Below are 17,212 nucleotides of genomic sequence, written 5' to 3' on the forward strand. Positions count from 1 at the left end.
ATGCATATCCAATTTTTGCTTTTTAACTTTTCGTTAGTACCACATCTCCTATTACAAGCCTAGTTTTGCAAATATCAAAAAAGTAAGGTTTTTATTACAATTTTATGAATATACAACTACACTCAAAAGCTTATGCAGTATTTTTACTTTTCGTTACATTACAATCTTTTGCTCAAGAAAGAAAGGAAATTATAGCAGAAAGAATAAATAACCCTCCAAAAGTTGATGGTGTTCTTGATGATGAAATATGGAAAACTCTTCCGGCTCATGGTGATTTTCAAATGTGGCAACCCGGAAATGAGGGAAAAATACCAAAAGAAATAAGATCCGAAGTAAAAATGGCATATGACAATAAAGCCGTTTATTTTGGAGTCTACTTATATGATGATCAACCCGATACAGTATTGCGTCAATTTAGTCAACGAGATGATATATTTGTTCAGGCAGATCATTTTAGTATTGCAATAAATACCTACAACGATGGAACGAATGAAACTCGTTTCTTTATAACCAGTGCAGGTACTATTGGTGATGCAAGAGCAGATCAATTCAATGAAGATTTTAGTTATAATGTAGTTTTTGATGCCAAAGTTTCTTTTGATGCCCAAGGATGGTATGCAGAATTTAAGATACCGTATAATGCATTACGCTTTCCCGAAGTGAATATACAAGATTGGAGCATCAATTTTTATAGAAGATCTCTGAGTAGAAATCAAACTCATACCTGGAACTTTATTGATAATAAAATTGGTCAACGCACACAATATAACGGTTTGGTTAAAGGTGTAGAGAATGTTAACCCTCCTGTGAGGCTTACTTTTTTTCCGTTTGTGCAAGGTCTGGTATCACATTCTGATGGAGACACCGAGACTGATTTTAGTGCTGGAATGGATGTGAAATACGGGCTAAGTGATAGCTTTACATTAGATGCTACTCTAATTCCGGATTTTGGGCAAGCAGCCTTTGATGAAGTTCGCCTTAATTTAGGTCCGTTCGAACAAACTTTCGGCGAAAACAGGCAATTCTTTACTGAAGGCACAGAATTATTTAACAAGGGAAATATTTTCTTTTCCAGGAGAGTTGGTGGCAAACCATCTACATCTATATCTGATGATGATCTTAACGTAAATGAAGTTGCTGAGGACGCCCCTTCTAAAGTAAATTTGCTTAATGCATTAAAAATCTCGGGAAGGACAAAAGGAAATCTCGGTATCGGTTTTTTTAATGCTATTACAGAAAAAACAGAAATACGAATTACCGATACTATTACTGGAGCTGTGCGTAAAGAAGTAGTCGAACCTATATCGAATTATAATATTTTTGTATTGGATCAACAGTTTAATAAAAATTCTTCTGTTTCCTTAATAAATACTAATGTAACTCGTAGTGGTAGTGAGTTTAGAAATGCAAATGTAACTGGGTTGGTTTGGAACCTAGCAAATAAGTCAAACTCGTATCGCCTAACCGGAAGATCTTTGGTTAGTCACATAAATTCTCCTGGAGATAATATTGGTGGTTTTGCATCTGAGCTTGATTTTGACCGTATCAAAGGTAAAATCAGGTATGGTTTTGGTCACGATTTGGCAAATACCACGTATAACATCAATGATTTGGGAGTTAATTTTAGAAATAACTTCAATAATTTTAGAGTAAGTGCGTCCTACCAAATCTTTGAACCTAAAGGGTTATTTAACACTTATCGGATTAATGTTTTTGCAAGACATAGGCGATTGTATGACCCTAGCATTCAAACACAAAATTCTATAGGTGCCAATTGGTTTTTTGTGACCAAAAAACGATTTGGTTTTGGTGGTAGAGGAGCTTATAATTCTAAAAACCAAGACTATTTTGAGCCTCGTATAGATGGAAGATTTGTTACTTTTAGTCGAAGTCTGGGAGGAAGAATGTTTGTTTCTTCTGATTATAGAAAAAAATTCGCGTATGATATTAGCGCGGGAACCAGACAGTGGTTTGATGACGGACAAAAAATATATAGAATAGAGGTTTCTCCCCGATATCGGTTTTCTGATAAATTATTAGTGATATGGAGATCAGAGTATTATAATCGTCCAAACAATTTTGGATATATCGATGACGATGGTACAGATGTATTCCTTGGACAACGAGATATTATTTCACTAGAAAATTCGTTAAGTGCAAGTTATAATTTTGACCCATACAAAGCTGTAAATTTGCGTTTCCGAAACTTCTGGAGTACCGCTGATTATTCTGATAATGTATTTTATATTCTAAACGAAAATGGTTCTAGATCCCAAATTGATTATGATATCTCAGAAGATAATCCAAATACCAATTTTAATATTTGGAATCTGGATTTGAGTTTTAACTGGAGATTTGCTCCTGGTAGCGAAGCTACCCTACTCTATCGCAATCAAATTTTTAATGATGATGAGCTATCTACACTAAATTATACACAAAGTTTAGACAATTTGTTTAACAAACCTATCAAGCATACTTTATCGTTAAGAGTAGTCTATTTTCTTGATGTGAATAATTTAAAACGTTCTTCTAAAGGATAATCTTGGGGATTCTAATGATATTGATTACTTTCACTCCTTCAAGTATAGAAAACGGATGATCAAAGCTAATAATATTCATAAAAACTATGGAGACCTTCATGTTCTTAAAGGAGTAGATCTTCATATCAAACAAGGAGAAATTGTTTCTATTGTTGGTGCTTCTGGTGCAGGAAAAACTACATTACTGCAAATTTTGGGTACATTAGATAAGCCCGGTCAAAAAGATGATTCTTCTCTAACTATTAATGAAACTGATATTTTTAAGCTTCAAGACAAAGAATTAAAAAATCAAAAATCAAAAAAGTTTTCAAATCTATTTCAGTTCTTTCTTATAGCATATGCTATCTTCGTTATTCTCTCATGGGTTATCTCACCCGATATTTTTGATATATATATTAGAACAGTAATTAGGGTCGTACTCATTATTCCTTTACTGATTTTTGGTATCATAAATTTTATAAAAAAAAATAAAAAGGATAAGGGACTTTCTTCTTTTAGGAATGAACAATTAGGTTTTATTTTTCAATTTCATCAATTATTACCCGAATTTACTGCTCTAGAAAATGTTTGCATTCCTTCTTTTATTAAAAAAACATCACGAATTGAAGTAGAGAAAAGAGCCAAAGAACTATTAGATTTTTTAGGGCTTTCTCATCGATATGATCATAAGCCTAATGAATTATCTGGAGGAGAACAACAACGTGTTGCCGTTGCCAGAGCACTAATCAATAACCCAAAAGTGATATTTGCTGATGAACCTTCTGGAAATTTAGACAGCGAAGCTGCAGAGAATTTACATCAATTATTTTTTAAGCTTAGAGATGAATTTGGTCAAACTTTTGTGATTGTAACTCATAATCAGGAATTGGCAGATATGGCCGATAGAAAGTTGGTTATGGTAGATGGCAAAATTGTAGGGTAACTCTTCATTGTAAATAACAAATTATACCAGTAGTATACATATACTGTATTATTATAAAAATTCTATAGAAAAGGCTGCATGAGTATGCAGCCTTTTCTTAATAAATTTCAAAGTTCTTAGCAATATCTAATTAATACAAGTACTGTATTGCAGTTGCATCGTTTCTATTAAAAACTCCATTTTCGTTTCCTGTTGCACAAGAAATCATTATAGAAGTTCTGTCGATACCTGTTGGTGTTCCTGGAATATGAATAGCTCCATCAGAACCTTGACCTTCGTTGCTACCATCACATGATCTTGCAAACCAGTCGGTATGACGTAAGCCAATACAGTGTCCCATTTCATGAGTAATTACATGAGTAGCATAAGTAACACCGTTGCTAGCTACTCTAGGTCCGATTCGTGCCCATTTGTAAGCTCTTCCACCAGAAGGGAATCCGGCTAATCCACCACCACCTAAGTCACTTCTAACATATACTACTAAGTCAGCAGCTTGATAGTTAGTACCAAAGGTAAGTCTCATATTAAGAGAAGTATTTAAATTATTAAAATTAGCAACAGCTCTTTGTAAGGCTTGTCTTCCTGTATTAGAAAGCCCATTACCTCCACCTCCTGTGTAACCTAATACATCAATAGTACGATTACGGCTAGAAATAAGGTTTCTTGTTCTATACTGCTTGTTTCCATTATCCAAAGATTCTAAACTTGGCTGATCAACAAGTCCAGCTACTGGCACACCTAGATCTGTACCATTAACAAAATAGTCTGCAGTACTTCCATCCAAATCTGTAACCGTTTTAACAGACACATTATTTGTATTAACTCCCATGCTTTCTAATTTAAGAAGCTGTTCTTTTGTAGGAGCATTATCTATTTCATTTACTTCAGCAGTAATTTCCTCTTTTTGGCAAGAAGTAATGCATCCCGCCACGATAGCGCTAAGCGCTAATAATTTGATAGTTTTCATATTTTAAGTTTGTTAATTTGTGTGAGTTAACAAAAACCAAAAGGTTTTCTATCATCTCGATTAAAAAATTTAGATATTAAGAACTTTGAAATCTTAATACAATTAAGAGTATGTAATCTGTATTGTTCTAAATGAAGCTGTTTAAGCATATCGCTAAACAACAAAGCATAAACCGGATAGAGGCCAAAAAGACCTCATATGAATCAAAATTTGGAAAGTATTTTTTGATTGTTCCTCAATAAGAATTTTTAAACTTCAATTTTTAGGTTTTCAAAATGGTCCCTAGAATCCTAAAATTATATTTAAAAAATATTCCGGTTTATAACTTTGTGCAACCAAGAATATAATCTATAGTTATTCTATAGACTATTACCTATTTACTAAAAACAAAATTGGAATTGTGTTGAATAGTGTTTTCATAAGTCAAGAGTTTGTGTAAAATTAGTTGGTGCTAAATTCCATAAAAAAAGCGCTCAAATCAATAATTAGATGTCTTTAATCACGATTTAAGATGTCCTAAATCATGATTAAGGACATTTACAAAAAGACCATTAACTATAGTAAAAATAGGTGTTTACGGGATTCAGGTCATCCCTAAACATTTATTTATATGAAAAAAAATAAAGCACGAAAAGACTGCCTTTTCAGGCAGCCTCTTCTAAAAAAAATCAAAGTTCTTAATACTTTATATTAATACATGTACTCCAATGCAGTAACATCATTTCTATTTAGACTCCCATTTTGCGGGTTTCCTTGTGTAGGGCAAGAAATCATTAATGATGTAATATCCGTACCTGTTGGTGTCCCTGGGATATGGATAGCTCCATCTTGGCCTTGTCCTTCATTTTGACCATTACACACTCTTCTCTGCCAATCTGTATGACGCAAACCAATACAATGACCCATTTCATGAGTAATTACATGTTGAGTGTAAGTAACTCCTCTGTTTTTTACACTAGGCCCGATTCTTGCCCACTTGTAAGCTCTTCCACCAGAAGGAAATCCTGCTAATCCACCTGATCCTAGGTCACTTCGTACATATACTACTATATCAGCAGCTTGATAGTTAGTACCAAAGGTAAGTCTCATATTAAGAGTAGAATTTATTCCATTATATGTATTAACAGCTCTTTGTAAAGCCTGTCTTCCTGTATTAGAAAGCCCATTACCGCCGCCACCAGTGTAACCCAGTACATTAATTGTACGGTTGCTACTAGAAACGATGTTTCTTGTTCTATACTGCTTCATTCCATTATCCATAACCCCTAAGCTTGGCTGATCTACAAGCCCGGCTACTGGAATACCAAGATCTGTACCATTAACAAAATAGTCCGCTGTACTTCCGTCAAGATCTGTTATCGTTTTTACAGACACATCTTCTGTATTAACCCCCATGCTTTCTAACTTAAGAAGCTGTTCTTTTGTGGGTGCATTATTTATTTCATTTACTTCTGCAGCAACTTCTTCTTTTTGGCAAGAAGTAATGCATCCTGCAACGATAGCGCTAAGCGCTAATAATTTGATAGTTTTCATATTTTAAGTTTGTTAATTTGTGTGAGTTAACAAAAACCAAAAGGTTTTCTATCATCTCGATTAAAAAATTATATATTAAGAACTTTGAAACCTTAATACAATTAAGAATATGTAATCTGTATTGTTCTAAAAAAGACTGTCTAAGCTATAGCCAAAACAAAGCATAAACCGGATCAAGGCTAAAAAGGCCTCATATGAATCAAAATTTGAAAAGCATTTTGATTGTCACTCACTCAATAAGAAATTTTAAATCTCAACTTTCAGGCTTTCAAAATGGTCCCTAAGAATCCTAAAATTATATTTAAAAAAATTCCGGTTTATAGCTTTGTAGAAATCAATAGTATAACCTACGAGTTATCTTGATATTTTTTTGATTATATCTAAAAACAAGAATTGGAATAGTGCTGAATAATGTTTTCATAAGTCGATTGTTTGTGTAAAATTAGTTGGTGCTAAATTCAACAAAAAGAACACTCAAGTCAACAAATAGGTGTCCCTTAACATGATTTAGGATGTCTTAAATCATAATAAGAAACATTATAAAGATAAGATAATCAGTCATCTGAATTTTTTGCATATGATGAAGGAGAGACTCCAACAATGTCTTTGAAGTTTTTGTAAAAAGATGCTCTGGAGTTAAAACCAACCTCGTTAGCTATTGCAGAAATGCTAAACTTTTTATGTCTGTCCATAGACAAAAGTTGTTTAAACTCCTCTATTCTATAATAATTGATATAATTATTGAAATTCTTATGCTCAATCTTATTAATCGCTTTAGAAATTAGCCTTTCTGGCAACCTAACCTCCTTGGCAAATGTTTTTAGAGTAATTGATGGATTTAAATATGCTTTGGTCTCTAACATGTATTCTTCAATAATCCTTACAATATTCTCTAATTCTGCTTTCGTTTCTTTTTCTTCCACCCTGGGTGAAATCATGTTAATGATATTAATCTGTACTAAACTCGCAATAGTAATATAATAAAGCGACAGTAAAAGAATAGTATTCACCGTGTATGTATAATGCTTTTCACTAACAAACAGGTTCAATAAGTTCCCAACAAGATTAAATAAGATACAAATAACACAAAAAACAGTTAACCAATTTAATGACTTGTATTTAGTAATTTCATAAAAATATGGCAGTTGTTTCTTATGTTTATTATTAACTTTAATAATCATAACAGACATCGTTATGATATAAATCGCACCAACAATGTTCAATATTCTACCAAAATACATTTCTCGAAAAGTGGTATGCATTTCTGGGTCTTGCAGTACTAAAAGAAAAAATACTGATAAAAACAAAAACTCAAAAATTGCCGGAATATAATAATAGATTTTACGTTTTATATAAATCCCTGCTGTTTCCACTGCGTAGAAAAACAAAAAATTCATACTCAACAAATTAAATCGAAATGGGTGATAATAAACAGCCGGATGTTCTACATACTTATAAGCAAAATACATTGCCATCTCTACACATAGAGTAACAAAAAACAACCCCAGATATCTATTAATATATACTTTTTTAGATCGGTAAAAAAGAAGAATAACAGTAATAACTAACGTTTGTAAGCCACTTATTAAAAATAAATAATCTATAATTTTCATCTCAAGAATCTTTAAATAACAAAAAATCACTGACTGTTATTAATATAGATCAATAGAAATGCCTATATGTTTAGTAACATAGTAAAAACTATCTTTTTAATAGTACTAAAATAGATAAACTTTTTAACACATCAATTTATTGTACACAAAACTCAAATCTGTATTTTATTTAACCTTTTTCTTAAATATTAAAGAGTATTCATTAAAATTATCATCTTTGTTGATGATAGAATACTAAAAATCATAATATATCCTTTTGAAAAAATTCAACAATATCGAGCTCAAAGATTTCCTGGATGAAAAGGCTTTTTACTACGAACAACCAAAATTTATTGAAACAGATCCAGTACAAATTCCCCATCTGTATACTCAAAAAGAAGATATTGAAATTTCGGGATTCCTTACTGCTACCATTTCCTGGGGAAACCGTAAAAGCATCTTAACCAATTCTCACAAATTAATGTCTCTTTTGGGTAATAGCCCGTATGATTTTATAATGAATCATACCGAAATGAATCTTCAAGATTTTAATGGTTTTGTTCATAGAACCTTTAATAGTACCGATCTCTCCTATTTTATCACTGCATTACGGTATATATATACCAAATATGTTGATATGGAAGCTTTTTTTAAATTACATAAGGGAGATGACAACTTTCAGGCTGCGATTCATAATTTTAAAAAGGAATTCTTTTCGTTGCCACATCCACTCAGAACAGAAAAACATGTTAGTGATCCTTATAAAAATTCTGCTGCTAAGCGAATTAATATGTTTCTACGGTGGATGGTAAGAGATGCTTCTGCCGGGGTCGATTTAGGTATTTGGCGTAACCTGTCTCCTGCTCAATTATCATGCCCATTAGATGTGCATTCGGGAAATGTTGCTCGAAAATTAGGATTGCTTACACGCAAACAAAATGATGGAAAAGCATTGTTAGAACTTGATACAAAATTGAGGAAATTAGACTCCTCAGACCCAGTCAAGTACGATTACGCATTATTTGGACTTGGAGTTTTTGAAAAATTTTAAACTTAGAACAATTCTAAAGAGTAATCTTAATTTTACATTCTAAACATTTAGATGATATTTCTTTAATAAACATAAAACATCTTCATAAAGTTGTTGAGGTATACCTTAGTCTAAATTTGTGGAAACAAAAAAATCCACACAATCATGAAAAATCATCTTATTATTGCCTCTCTAGGTGCTGCATTATTATTGGCTTCTTGCAATCTAGACGACTACACAGGAGGTCCTGTTAAACCTCCAACAGGAAAAATTGAACTAAAAAATCATTCTATCTCTCCTGTTTTATTAGAAAAGACTTCTGAATTTTCTGATGTAGAAATATACAACCTACTTTCATCTGAAGATACCTATATTCCTGATTTTACATATGGTTCTATGGCAGATGGAGCAGGATTACTTCGTAATAAAAACGGAACATTTACTTTAATTAATAATATCGAAGCTGATTATTCTGTTGCCAGAATCACATTAGATGAAACTTTTAAACCCATTAAAGGAGAACATATTCTTAATGCATTGGCCACTGCAAACACAGCCCAGTGTTCTGGTTCATTAATCACTCCATCTGTACATGGTTTCGGTCCTTTATACCTTTCTGGTGGTGAATGGGGAGGAAATTCTAAAGGTGTTTTCGCAACTAATCCTTATAAAAACGTATCAGAAGCTTCTGCCCCAAGAATGTTGACTGCATTAGGACAATGGTCTACCGAAAATGCAGTAGCACTAAGCAGACGTGCGTATCCTGGTAAAACTGTAGTTTTTATTGGTGATGATAATAGTAATAACGAAGTTCCTTCTGGACAATTAGGAATGTATGTAGGCAGACAAGGAGATCTTGAGGGTGGTAAATTATATGGGTTAAAGGTAACCTCACCTACAGTAACCTACGAAGTAGATATGGAAGAAGGGGTTTCTTATGAAATGGAATTTGTAGAATTAACCGAAAAAAATATCGATTTATTGGATGCCGAAGCCAAAGAAAAAGGCGTAATGGGATTTTCTAGATTGGAAGATATAGATTGGAGAAGAGGACATAGTAGAAGTAATAATCAAGAAGTCTATTTTGCAGTAACGGGAAGAGATAAACCTGGATTAGTGGGAAAAGGAACACGTTCTGGAAGAATTTATAAAGTAGAACTAAATCATAAAACTCCATATGGTCCCGGTAAAATAACGTGTGTATTGGATGGTGATAAAGTAGGCGGTACCGCGGAAGCTTTTCATAGCCCTGATAATATTTTGGTAACCAAAAATTATGCTTACATACAAGAAGACCCAAATGGGATTCAAGATTTTAAACCTGCAGCAAATCATTATTCAAGATTATATCAATACAATTTAAACACCGGAGAGTTAAAAGTAGTGTTAGAATGTGATCAACCTAAAGCAGCAGCAGCCGGATATGGTAGTCTAGACAGAATATGGGAAATAACAGGTATGATTGATATATCAGACGTTATTGGTATAGATGAGACTTTTCTTATGATTACCCAAAATCATGGTTGGGAAAGAGCAGACGGAACACCTTTTACCGATCCTACAGCAAATCCTGATATAGCAAATAGTCGTAAAGAAGGAAGTATGCTTTATATAATTAAAGGTTTAGAAAGATAAACATATGATTTTATTTAAATACAGTAAAGGGGCTTATTTTGTGATAAGCCTCTTTATCATATTCGGTATTTTTTCTTCTTGTTCAAAAGAGAAAGAAGAAAAAACGTCATTCAATATCCAAATGAAAGAACAATTCATATCCGATATCACTATGGCTATTAATCATTTGGATAGTGCTAAAACTGATACTAGCAATGTCAAAAAATATTTTCTTCAATCCAGAAAGTATTTCAAAAAAATCGAACCCATTTTGGCTTCCCTGGACATTGAAAACTATGGCTTCTTAAATCAACCAAATATTTTGAAAGTCGAAGAAGAGGACTTTACTGATATAAAAACTAAAAAGCCAAGTGGATATCAAGTGCTTGAAGAAGAAATCTTTACAGAAAACATGAATTCTGTACGTGTAAACAAACACTTGAATCTAGTTTCAAATAGATTAAAATTAATCAGAAAGAACACTAGTTTTAATCACTTAAAGACATATCATTTTTTGTGGCTGTTTAGAAAATCAATAGTTCAAATAGCACTTACAGGAATAACAGGTTTTGATTCTCCAGTCTTAGAAAACTCTTTAGAAGAGTCCAAAATAGTATATCAGAGTTTGAAAACATATTTATCGATCTTTCAAAATGAATTTAATAATCCAGCACTTTTAAAAAAATGGAATTATGAAATAGAAGCTTCAATTAAAGATTTAAACGCTGATTTTAATACATTTAATCGATATGATTTCATTAAAAATCATACTCATAAACAATTAGACTTATGGAATCAGATTGTGAATGATTGGCATGTGAGTTTTCCTTTTGAGTTAGCAATAAAAAATAAAGCTATTTCTCTTTTTTCTAAAGACACTTATAATCACACCTATTTTTCGGACAGAAATTCTGGAGAAATGACTCCGCAAAAAATAACATTAGGTAAAAAACTATTTTACGACACTAATTTGTCATCGGATAAAAAAACTAGTTGTGCAACTTGTCATCATGCAGATAAAGCGTTTACAGATGGATTAAAAATTGGAGCAAAAGTTACACGCAATACTCCTACTCTACTTTATTCGGGTTTACAAAAGGCATTTTTCTATGATAAAAGAGCAGGTAGTTTAGAGGGGCAAATTATTGCTGTAATAGAAAACAAAAATGAGTTTCATACAGATTTAGAAACGTTGAGGCAAGTTGTAACACAAGATAGTATATACACAAAAAGTTTTGCAGAAGTTTTTAAAAACCAAAAAGTTGGTAATGCAGAAATCAGGAATGCTATAGCCAGTTATATAAGAAGTTTAGCACCGTTTGACTCTAAATTTGATCGTAACATAAACACTATAGAAAATACGCTTACGCAAAATGAAATTAATGGTTTTAACCTTTTTAATGGTAAAGCCAAATGTGCCACATGTCATTTTGCTCCTGTTTTTAATGGTACTGTACCGCCCAACTATAGAGAGTCAGAAATTGAATTCATTGGAGTTCCAGAGCAAAATGATACTATCAATGCCATTATTAGTTCTGATTTGGGAAGGTATCATGTATATAAAACTCCTGAAAGGAAGCATTTTTTTAAAACCCCTACAGTTAGAAACGCAGGAAAAACTGCCCCTTATATGCATAATGGAGTGTATAATACTCTAGAAGATGTTATGGATTTTTATAATCGTGGCGGCGGTATTGGTATTGGTATTCATAATGAATATCAAACACTACCTTCTGATGCATTAGACCTCACTAATCAGGAAATAAAGGATATTATTTCATTTATACATTCACTAGAAGATGACATTGAAGCATATTAAAAGAGAATTTGATCACTCTTCTTACCCCTTTACTAATAGAATATAGATAATAGCATATCTCTTCTAATTACATTACGGTTATCACGTAAAATTATTATGTAATGCTAATTAATTTGTAATATCTGGGTTATTTTTGTTAATTTTATTAGGAATTGATTCTTATATAAATCAATTCTTTGTAAGAGGATGATATCAAACGCAATACCCATAAACGAAAACTTTAGGTTAGAAGCTTTAAAATCATTAGACATTCTGGATACCGAATCACAGAAGGAGTTTGATGAGATTACAGCTCTTGCTGCGTTTATCTGTGAAACAGATATGGCACTAATTTCGTTGGTAGATAATGACAGACAATGGTTTAAATCTAAACACGGATTAGAAACTTGCGAGACTCCTCGTAATAATTCTCTTTGCTCTCACGTTGTTTTACAACCTCATGCTCCATTAATAATTAAAGACACCAGAGAAGATAAACGTTTTAATGACAGCTCAATTATTCTTGAAGAAAAGCCTATTATTTTTTATGCCGGAATTCCATTAGTAGATAAGGATGGTTTTGCTTTAGGGTCATTATGTGTGATGGATAGTGTTCCAAGAGAACTTTCTAATAAGCAATTAGAATCTCTTAATGCTTTGGCAAAACAAGTGATTATTCTCTTTGAGCTGAACAAAAAGAATAATGATCTTCAAATAATTCAAAATAAGTTAAAAAAACATAACGAATCCTTAAGGGAGTTTGCAAGAGTGATTTCTCATGATCTTAAGATGCCTTTAGCCAATGTTATTACATCGACAGATTTATTGAAGCTTAAACTGGGAGATAAACTCGATAATGAAAGTTTAGAATATTTTGATTATATCAAAACTTCTTCTTTCTCTATGAGTAGCTATATTAGTGATGTACTAGATCATTATGAGAGTGAAAGTTTAATGCATAATAAACCCGAAGAATTTTATTTAAATCATCTGTTGAATAAAATCGTTGATTTACTTACTATGAAACCGGATTTCACTATTTATTTTCCTGAAGAAGATCCTATTATACAGTGTAATAAGCTTGCATTAAAACAAATTTTCTTTAATCTTATCGGAAACAGTATTAAATATAATGACAAAGAGCAAATCATTATATCTATAGAAACTAACGAAGATGAAAATTTCTATTATTTCAGAATAACGGATAATGGAATGGGAATTCCAAATGATAAATTGGATACTATTTTTGAACTTTTCACTACAGCAAATATTGCAGATAGAAGTGGTAATAAAGGTAATGGTATTGGGCTTTCTACAGTAGAAAAATTAGTTAAAAACCTAGGAGGTTATATTAAAGTATCTTCTAAAGAAAAGATTCAAACCACTTTTGAGTTCTCTATAAAGAAATCTAATTAAACTGTTTTAGTTGTTGTTGCTACACAAGCCTGAGCACATTTTTCACCATCAATAGCCGCAGAAATTATACCACCTGCATATCCCGCACCTTCACCACAAGGGTATAATCCTTTAATATGTGTATGTTCTAATGTTTTCCAATCCCTGGGAATACGAACTGGCGATGATGTTCTGGACTCGGGAGCATGTACTATAGCTTCGTTAGTAAGATACCCTTTCATGCTTTTACCAAATGCCTTAAAACCATCTTGTAGCGTTTGATGAATAAATTCGGGGAATACTAGCCCCATATCAGCAGATGTTAAACCAGGCTTATAAGAGGTTTCAGGAAGGTTTGTTGATATTTTTCCTTCAACCATATCTATTAATCTTTGTGCAGGAACTCTCTGAGTCTCCCCACCTACCTGCCATGCTTGCTGCTCTATACTTTTCTGAAAATACATTCCAGATAAAGGGCCATACTTAGAAAACTCCTTAAAATCTTCCAACCGTAATTCTATAACAATACCACTATTGGCGGTAGGTTGATCTCTTTTAGAAGGAGACCACCCGTTTGTAACCACTTCTCCAGGGCTGGTAGCACATGGAGCAATCACCCCTCCCGGGCACATACAGAAAGAATACATTCCTCTGCCTTTTACCTGTTTTACAATACTATATGGTGAAGGAGGTAAATAAGGGCCACGAACCTCACATGAATACTGGATCTGATCTATAAGTTTTTGTGGATGTTCTACTCGTACTCCCAAAGCAAAAGGTTTTACTTCGATCTCTATTTTTTTATCATGCAACAGTTTAAATATATCTCTTGCAGAATGTCCTGTAGCCAAGATAACCTTGTTAGTATCAATAGTACTGCCATCAAGTAGAGTTACACCATTAATTTCAGAGTTTTTAATTTTAAAATCAATTACACGGGTATCAAAATGTACCTCTCCTCCTCTTTCAACAATTTTCTCTCGTATTGCAGTTATAATACCGGGTAATTTATTTGTCCCAATATGCGGGTGTGCCTCGACCAAAATCTGATCGGTAGCTCCAAATCCAACCAGAAGCTCTAAAATACGATGTACATCTCCTCTTTTCTTAGATCGGGTATATAACTTACCATCACTGTATGTACCTGCTCCTCCTTCTCCAAAACAATAATTTGAATCTTCATTAACAATATGATCTCTATTAATAGCTTTAAGATCTCTGCGACGTGCCTGTACATCTTTTCCTCGTTCTAAAACAATGGGTTTACAACCTAATTCAATACAACGTAGTGCTGCAAACAAACCAGCCGGCCCAGCTCCAATGATGATAACTTCTGGTGCATTAGAAACATCCGGATATTCGGGTACTAAAATTGGTTGATCTATAAAGTCCTCCTGTACATATACTTTTAGCTTCAAATTAACCTTAATTGCCCGTTGTCGCGCATCAATAGAACGTTTTAAAACTTGAACATGTCTAATTTCATCCAAAGGGATACCATTTTTATGTGCTACCTTACTTTTTAATTGATCGGGATGTGCCGCAATTTCTGGCGAAACTTGTATTGTGAATTCGTATTGCAATCTTAACTTAGGTTTTGAATTTAGGGCGAAGATACAACATTCTTTGCTTCAAAATAACTCTTACAAAACATCAAAATGGTACTAGTAAACAAGTCGAAGCTTTCTAGATTTAACCTTTTCTTAAGATATTAGTTCCTATCTTTGACCTCAAACAAACCTTAAATTTACAATTATGAAAAAGCTTTTTTTATTAGCAATTGCGGTAATCGGTTTTTCTATTTCTTCGAATGCACAGGACATCAAACTTGGTTTTAAAGGTGGAGTAAACTTCGCAACATTAAGTGGAAACGATTATAACAGTTTAAAAGGACGAACAGGATATCATATTGGTGCTGTTGTACAAATAGGCTTATCAGATATGTTTGCTGTACAACCAGAACTTATATATTCTGCACAAGGAGCAAAATTTAGAAACTTTGGTTTAGAGCAAGACATTGATGTTGATTATTTAAATCTTCCTGTTTTAGTAAAATTTAAATTTGCTAAATTTTTTAGTGCAGAAGCAGGACCTCAATTTGGTTTTGTAGTTAATGATAATTATCCTGCTGGTAGTGAGCCAGAAAGTTTTGACTTAAGTGCTGCTGTAGGTGCTGGAGTAGAATTTGGTTCTTTTTTCGGTCAATTACGATATAACATAGGTTTTATTGATATAGTTGATAATGTAGAAGCAAAAAATTCTGTATTTCAAGTTTCTGTTGGATACTATATCTTTTAATACAAAAAAAGATTTATATATAAAAAGCGGAAGTAAAACTTCCGCTTTTTTGTTGCCTTCTATTTTATGAAAAGCTAATTTTTTACCTTCTAGATCTCCTGTTATAGTTTCTATTATTACTTTTTGGTTTAGCTTTTTTACGAGATTTGTTTCTTGGAGTAGATGCTGATTTTTCAAAACTTACTGTGGGCTCAAAACCTGCTACAATTTCACTTTGCAACTTTTCTCCTAATAATTTTTCTATTCCTTTTACATAGCTTATTTCTTCCTGACTAACCAAAGAGATCGCTTCTCCGCTAGCTCCTGCTCTACCAGTACGACCAATACGGTGTACATAATCTTCAGAAATATTGGGTAATTCAAAATTTACAACATGTGGTAGTAATGGAATATCTAGTCCACGAGCCGCTATATCTGTTGCTACCAACACCCGAATCGTTCCTTTTTTAAAACCTCCGAGGGCTTTTGTTCTAGCTCCCTGGCTTTTATTTCCATGGATTGCGGCGGCAGTAATACCCTCTGCTACCATTTTTTTTGTTAGTCGATTAGCTCCATGCTTTGTTCTGGTAAAAACTAATACTTGTTTCCATCCTCCTTCTGATATAAATTTAATAATTAGCTCAGATTTTCTTTTTTGATCAACTCTATATAACTTTTGTTCAATCTTCTCTGCTGTAGTATTTTCTGGTGCAGCTTCAACCCAGACTGGATGATGTAAAATTCCATTAGCTAATTGTTTAATTTCTTTAGAAAATGTAGCAGAAAATAATAAGTTTTGCCTCTTTGCTGGTAATAAGTTTAGAATCTTATTAATATCTCTTTGAAATCCCATATCAAGCATACGATCTGCTTCATCTAAAACCAAAATTTCAACATTGGCCAAAGAGAGTGCTCTTTGATTATGTAAATCCAATAACCGTCCAGGAGTAGCAACCAATACATCAACACCATTTCTTAATGCTCGTATTTGTGGATTTGCATTCACTCCTCCAAATATTACCATTGATCGCAAATCCAGGAATTCGCTATACGCCCTTACATTATCTAATACCTGAGCCGCTAATTCTCTTGTAGGTGTTAGTACCAAAGCACGTACAGGTCTTTTTCTTAATTTCTGTCCTTGAGATAAAATCTGTAATAGCGGTAATGTAAATCCTGCTGTTTTTCCTGTACCTGTCTGCGCAGATGCTAAAACATCTTTTCTTTCTAAAATCGGCGGAATAGCTTTTTCTTGAATCGGCGAAGGAACTGTATATCCTTTTTTGTCGATGGCTCGTAAAAGTGCATCGGATAATCCTAATGTGTTAAATGACATATAAATCGTTTAAGAAATAACAATTTATGCGAAATGCCATTTCTGAATATTTTTGCAAAGATAGCTCTATTTTTTATGATTTTCTTTAGTAAAACAATCTAGAATGATGTTTTTGTTTAATAACCTACCTAATACTACTACTTTAAATAATCTATTTTACCTGATACATCATAGCATATAAAAAATACGTTTTCAAAATCCTTATTCT

General features: G+C 32.9%; 12 protein-coding genes. 7 read left to right on the forward strand and 5 right to left on the reverse strand.

Features of this window, described 5'->3' with window-relative positions:
• Positions 1-104 precede the first annotated feature (104 nt).
• Together Z054_RS0107490 and Z054_RS0107495 are read left to right on the forward strand one after the other, a co-directional pair.
• Positions 105-2,540: a DUF5916 domain-containing protein gene (locus Z054_RS0107490; protein WP_024769463.1), complete on the forward strand. Its 2,436-nt coding sequence runs from the start codon at positions 105-107 to the stop codon at positions 2,538-2,540.
• 55 nt (positions 2,541-2,595) lie between these two features.
• Positions 2,596-3,462 carry an ABC transporter ATP-binding protein gene (locus Z054_RS0107495; protein WP_024769464.1) on the forward strand — a complete coding sequence of 289 codons (867 nt, stop codon included), beginning with the start codon at positions 2,596-2,598 and terminating at the stop codon, positions 3,460-3,462.
• Between the two features lie 130 nt (positions 3,463-3,592).
• Here the strand turns inward: Z054_RS0107495 and Z054_RS0107500 are convergent, their stop codons facing one another.
• The 3 genes from Z054_RS0107500 to Z054_RS0107510 form a co-directional block, all read right to left on the reverse strand.
• The gene (locus Z054_RS0107500; RefSeq protein ID WP_024769465.1) at positions 3,593-4,429 is read right to left on the reverse strand and encodes a M57 family metalloprotease; all 837 of its coding nucleotides are present in this window, start codon (positions 4,427-4,429) and stop codon (positions 3,593-3,595) included.
• A 690-nt stretch (positions 4,430-5,119) separates the two neighbouring features.
• Positions 5,120-5,962 (reverse strand): M57 family metalloprotease, encoded by an 843-nt coding sequence (locus Z054_RS0107505; protein WP_024769466.1) that lies wholly within the window; start codon positions 5,960-5,962, stop codon positions 5,120-5,122.
• Between the two features lie 554 nt (positions 5,963-6,516).
• Positions 6,517-7,575, reverse strand: a complete 1,059-nt coding sequence (locus tag Z054_RS0107510) for a helix-turn-helix domain-containing protein (RefSeq protein WP_024769467.1) — start codon at positions 7,573-7,575, stop codon at positions 6,517-6,519.
• A gap of 256 nt (positions 7,576-7,831) precedes the next feature.
• Between Z054_RS0107510 and Z054_RS0107515 the strand changes: the two genes are divergently transcribed.
• The 4 genes from Z054_RS0107515 to Z054_RS0107530 all read left to right on the forward strand — a co-directional run bounded on the left by Z054_RS0107515 (position 7,832) and on the right by Z054_RS0107530 (position 13,412).
• On the forward strand, positions 7,832-8,605 hold the full coding sequence (locus Z054_RS0107515) for a TIGR02757 family protein (RefSeq protein WP_024769468.1): 774 nt from the start codon (positions 7,832-7,834) through the stop codon (positions 8,603-8,605).
• 144 nt (positions 8,606-8,749) lie between these two features.
• Positions 8,750-10,219 (forward strand): PhoX family protein, encoded by a 1,470-nt coding sequence (locus tag Z054_RS0107520; RefSeq protein ID WP_024769469.1) that lies wholly within the window; start codon positions 8,750-8,752, stop codon positions 10,217-10,219.
• Positions 10,220-10,223: 4 nt separating this feature from the next.
• A complete protein-coding gene (locus tag Z054_RS0107525; protein WP_024769470.1) occupies positions 10,224-12,017 on the forward strand; it encodes a cytochrome-c peroxidase in 1,794 nt (597 codons plus the stop codon).
• 186 nt (positions 12,018-12,203) lie between these two features.
• The gene (locus Z054_RS0107530; RefSeq protein WP_024769471.1) at positions 12,204-13,412 is read left to right on the forward strand and encodes a sensor histidine kinase; all 1,209 of its coding nucleotides are present in this window, start codon (positions 12,204-12,206) and stop codon (positions 13,410-13,412) included.
• Here the strand turns inward: Z054_RS0107530 and Z054_RS0107535 are convergent.
• Positions 13,409-14,974 (reverse strand): NAD(P)/FAD-dependent oxidoreductase, encoded by a 1,566-nt coding sequence (locus tag Z054_RS0107535; RefSeq protein WP_024769472.1) that lies wholly within the window; start codon positions 14,972-14,974, stop codon positions 13,409-13,411. The genes Z054_RS0107530 and Z054_RS0107535 overlap by 4 nt on opposite strands.
• A gap of 172 nt (positions 14,975-15,146) precedes the next feature.
• On the opposite strand from Z054_RS0107535, the gene Z054_RS0107540 reads away from it, so the two are divergent.
• Positions 15,147-15,689, forward strand: a complete 543-nt coding sequence (locus Z054_RS0107540) for a porin family protein (protein ID WP_024769473.1) — start codon at positions 15,147-15,149, stop codon at positions 15,687-15,689.
• An 82-nt stretch (positions 15,690-15,771) separates the two neighbouring features.
• On the opposite strand, the gene Z054_RS0107545 is transcribed toward Z054_RS0107540, so the two are convergent.
• On the reverse strand, positions 15,772-17,004 hold the full coding sequence (locus Z054_RS0107545) for a DEAD/DEAH box helicase (RefSeq protein ID WP_024769474.1): 1,233 nt from the start codon (positions 17,002-17,004) through the stop codon (positions 15,772-15,774).
• Positions 17,005-17,212 lie beyond the last annotated feature (208 nt).

Source organism: Aquimarina macrocephali JAMB N27 (assembly GCF_000520995.1).
Classification (GTDB): domain Bacteria; phylum Bacteroidota; class Bacteroidia; order Flavobacteriales; family Flavobacteriaceae; genus Aquimarina; species Aquimarina macrocephali.

Coding starts and splice junctions, on each gene's coding strand:
- Z054_RS0107505 (WP_024769466.1), bottom strand. CDS start 5,962: ATGAAAACTATCAAATTATTAGCGCTTAGCGCTATCGTTGCAGGATGC.
- Z054_RS0107525 (WP_024769470.1), top strand. CDS start 10,224: ATGATTTTATTTAAATACAGTAAAGGGGCTTATTTTGTGATAAGCCTC.
- Z054_RS0107500 (WP_024769465.1), bottom strand. CDS start 4,429: ATGAAAACTATCAAATTATTAGCGCTTAGCGCTATCGTGGCGGGATGC.
- Z054_RS0107510 (WP_024769467.1), bottom strand. CDS start 7,575: ATGAAAATTATAGATTATTTATTTTTAATAAGTGGCTTACAAACGTTA.
- Z054_RS0107520 (WP_024769469.1), top strand. CDS start 8,750: ATGAAAAATCATCTTATTATTGCCTCTCTAGGTGCTGCATTATTATTG.
- Z054_RS0107490 (WP_024769463.1), top strand. CDS start 105: ATGAATATACAACTACACTCAAAAGCTTATGCAGTATTTTTACTTTTC.
- Z054_RS0107495 (WP_024769464.1), top strand. CDS start 2,596: ATGATCAAAGCTAATAATATTCATAAAAACTATGGAGACCTTCATGTT.
- Z054_RS0107530 (WP_024769471.1), top strand. CDS start 12,204: ATGATATCAAACGCAATACCCATAAACGAAAACTTTAGGTTAGAAGCT.
- Z054_RS0107545 (WP_024769474.1), bottom strand. CDS start 17,004: ATGTCATTTAACACATTAGGATTATCCGATGCACTTTTACGAGCCATC.
- Z054_RS0107540 (WP_024769473.1), top strand. CDS start 15,147: ATGAAAAAGCTTTTTTTATTAGCAATTGCGGTAATCGGTTTTTCTATT.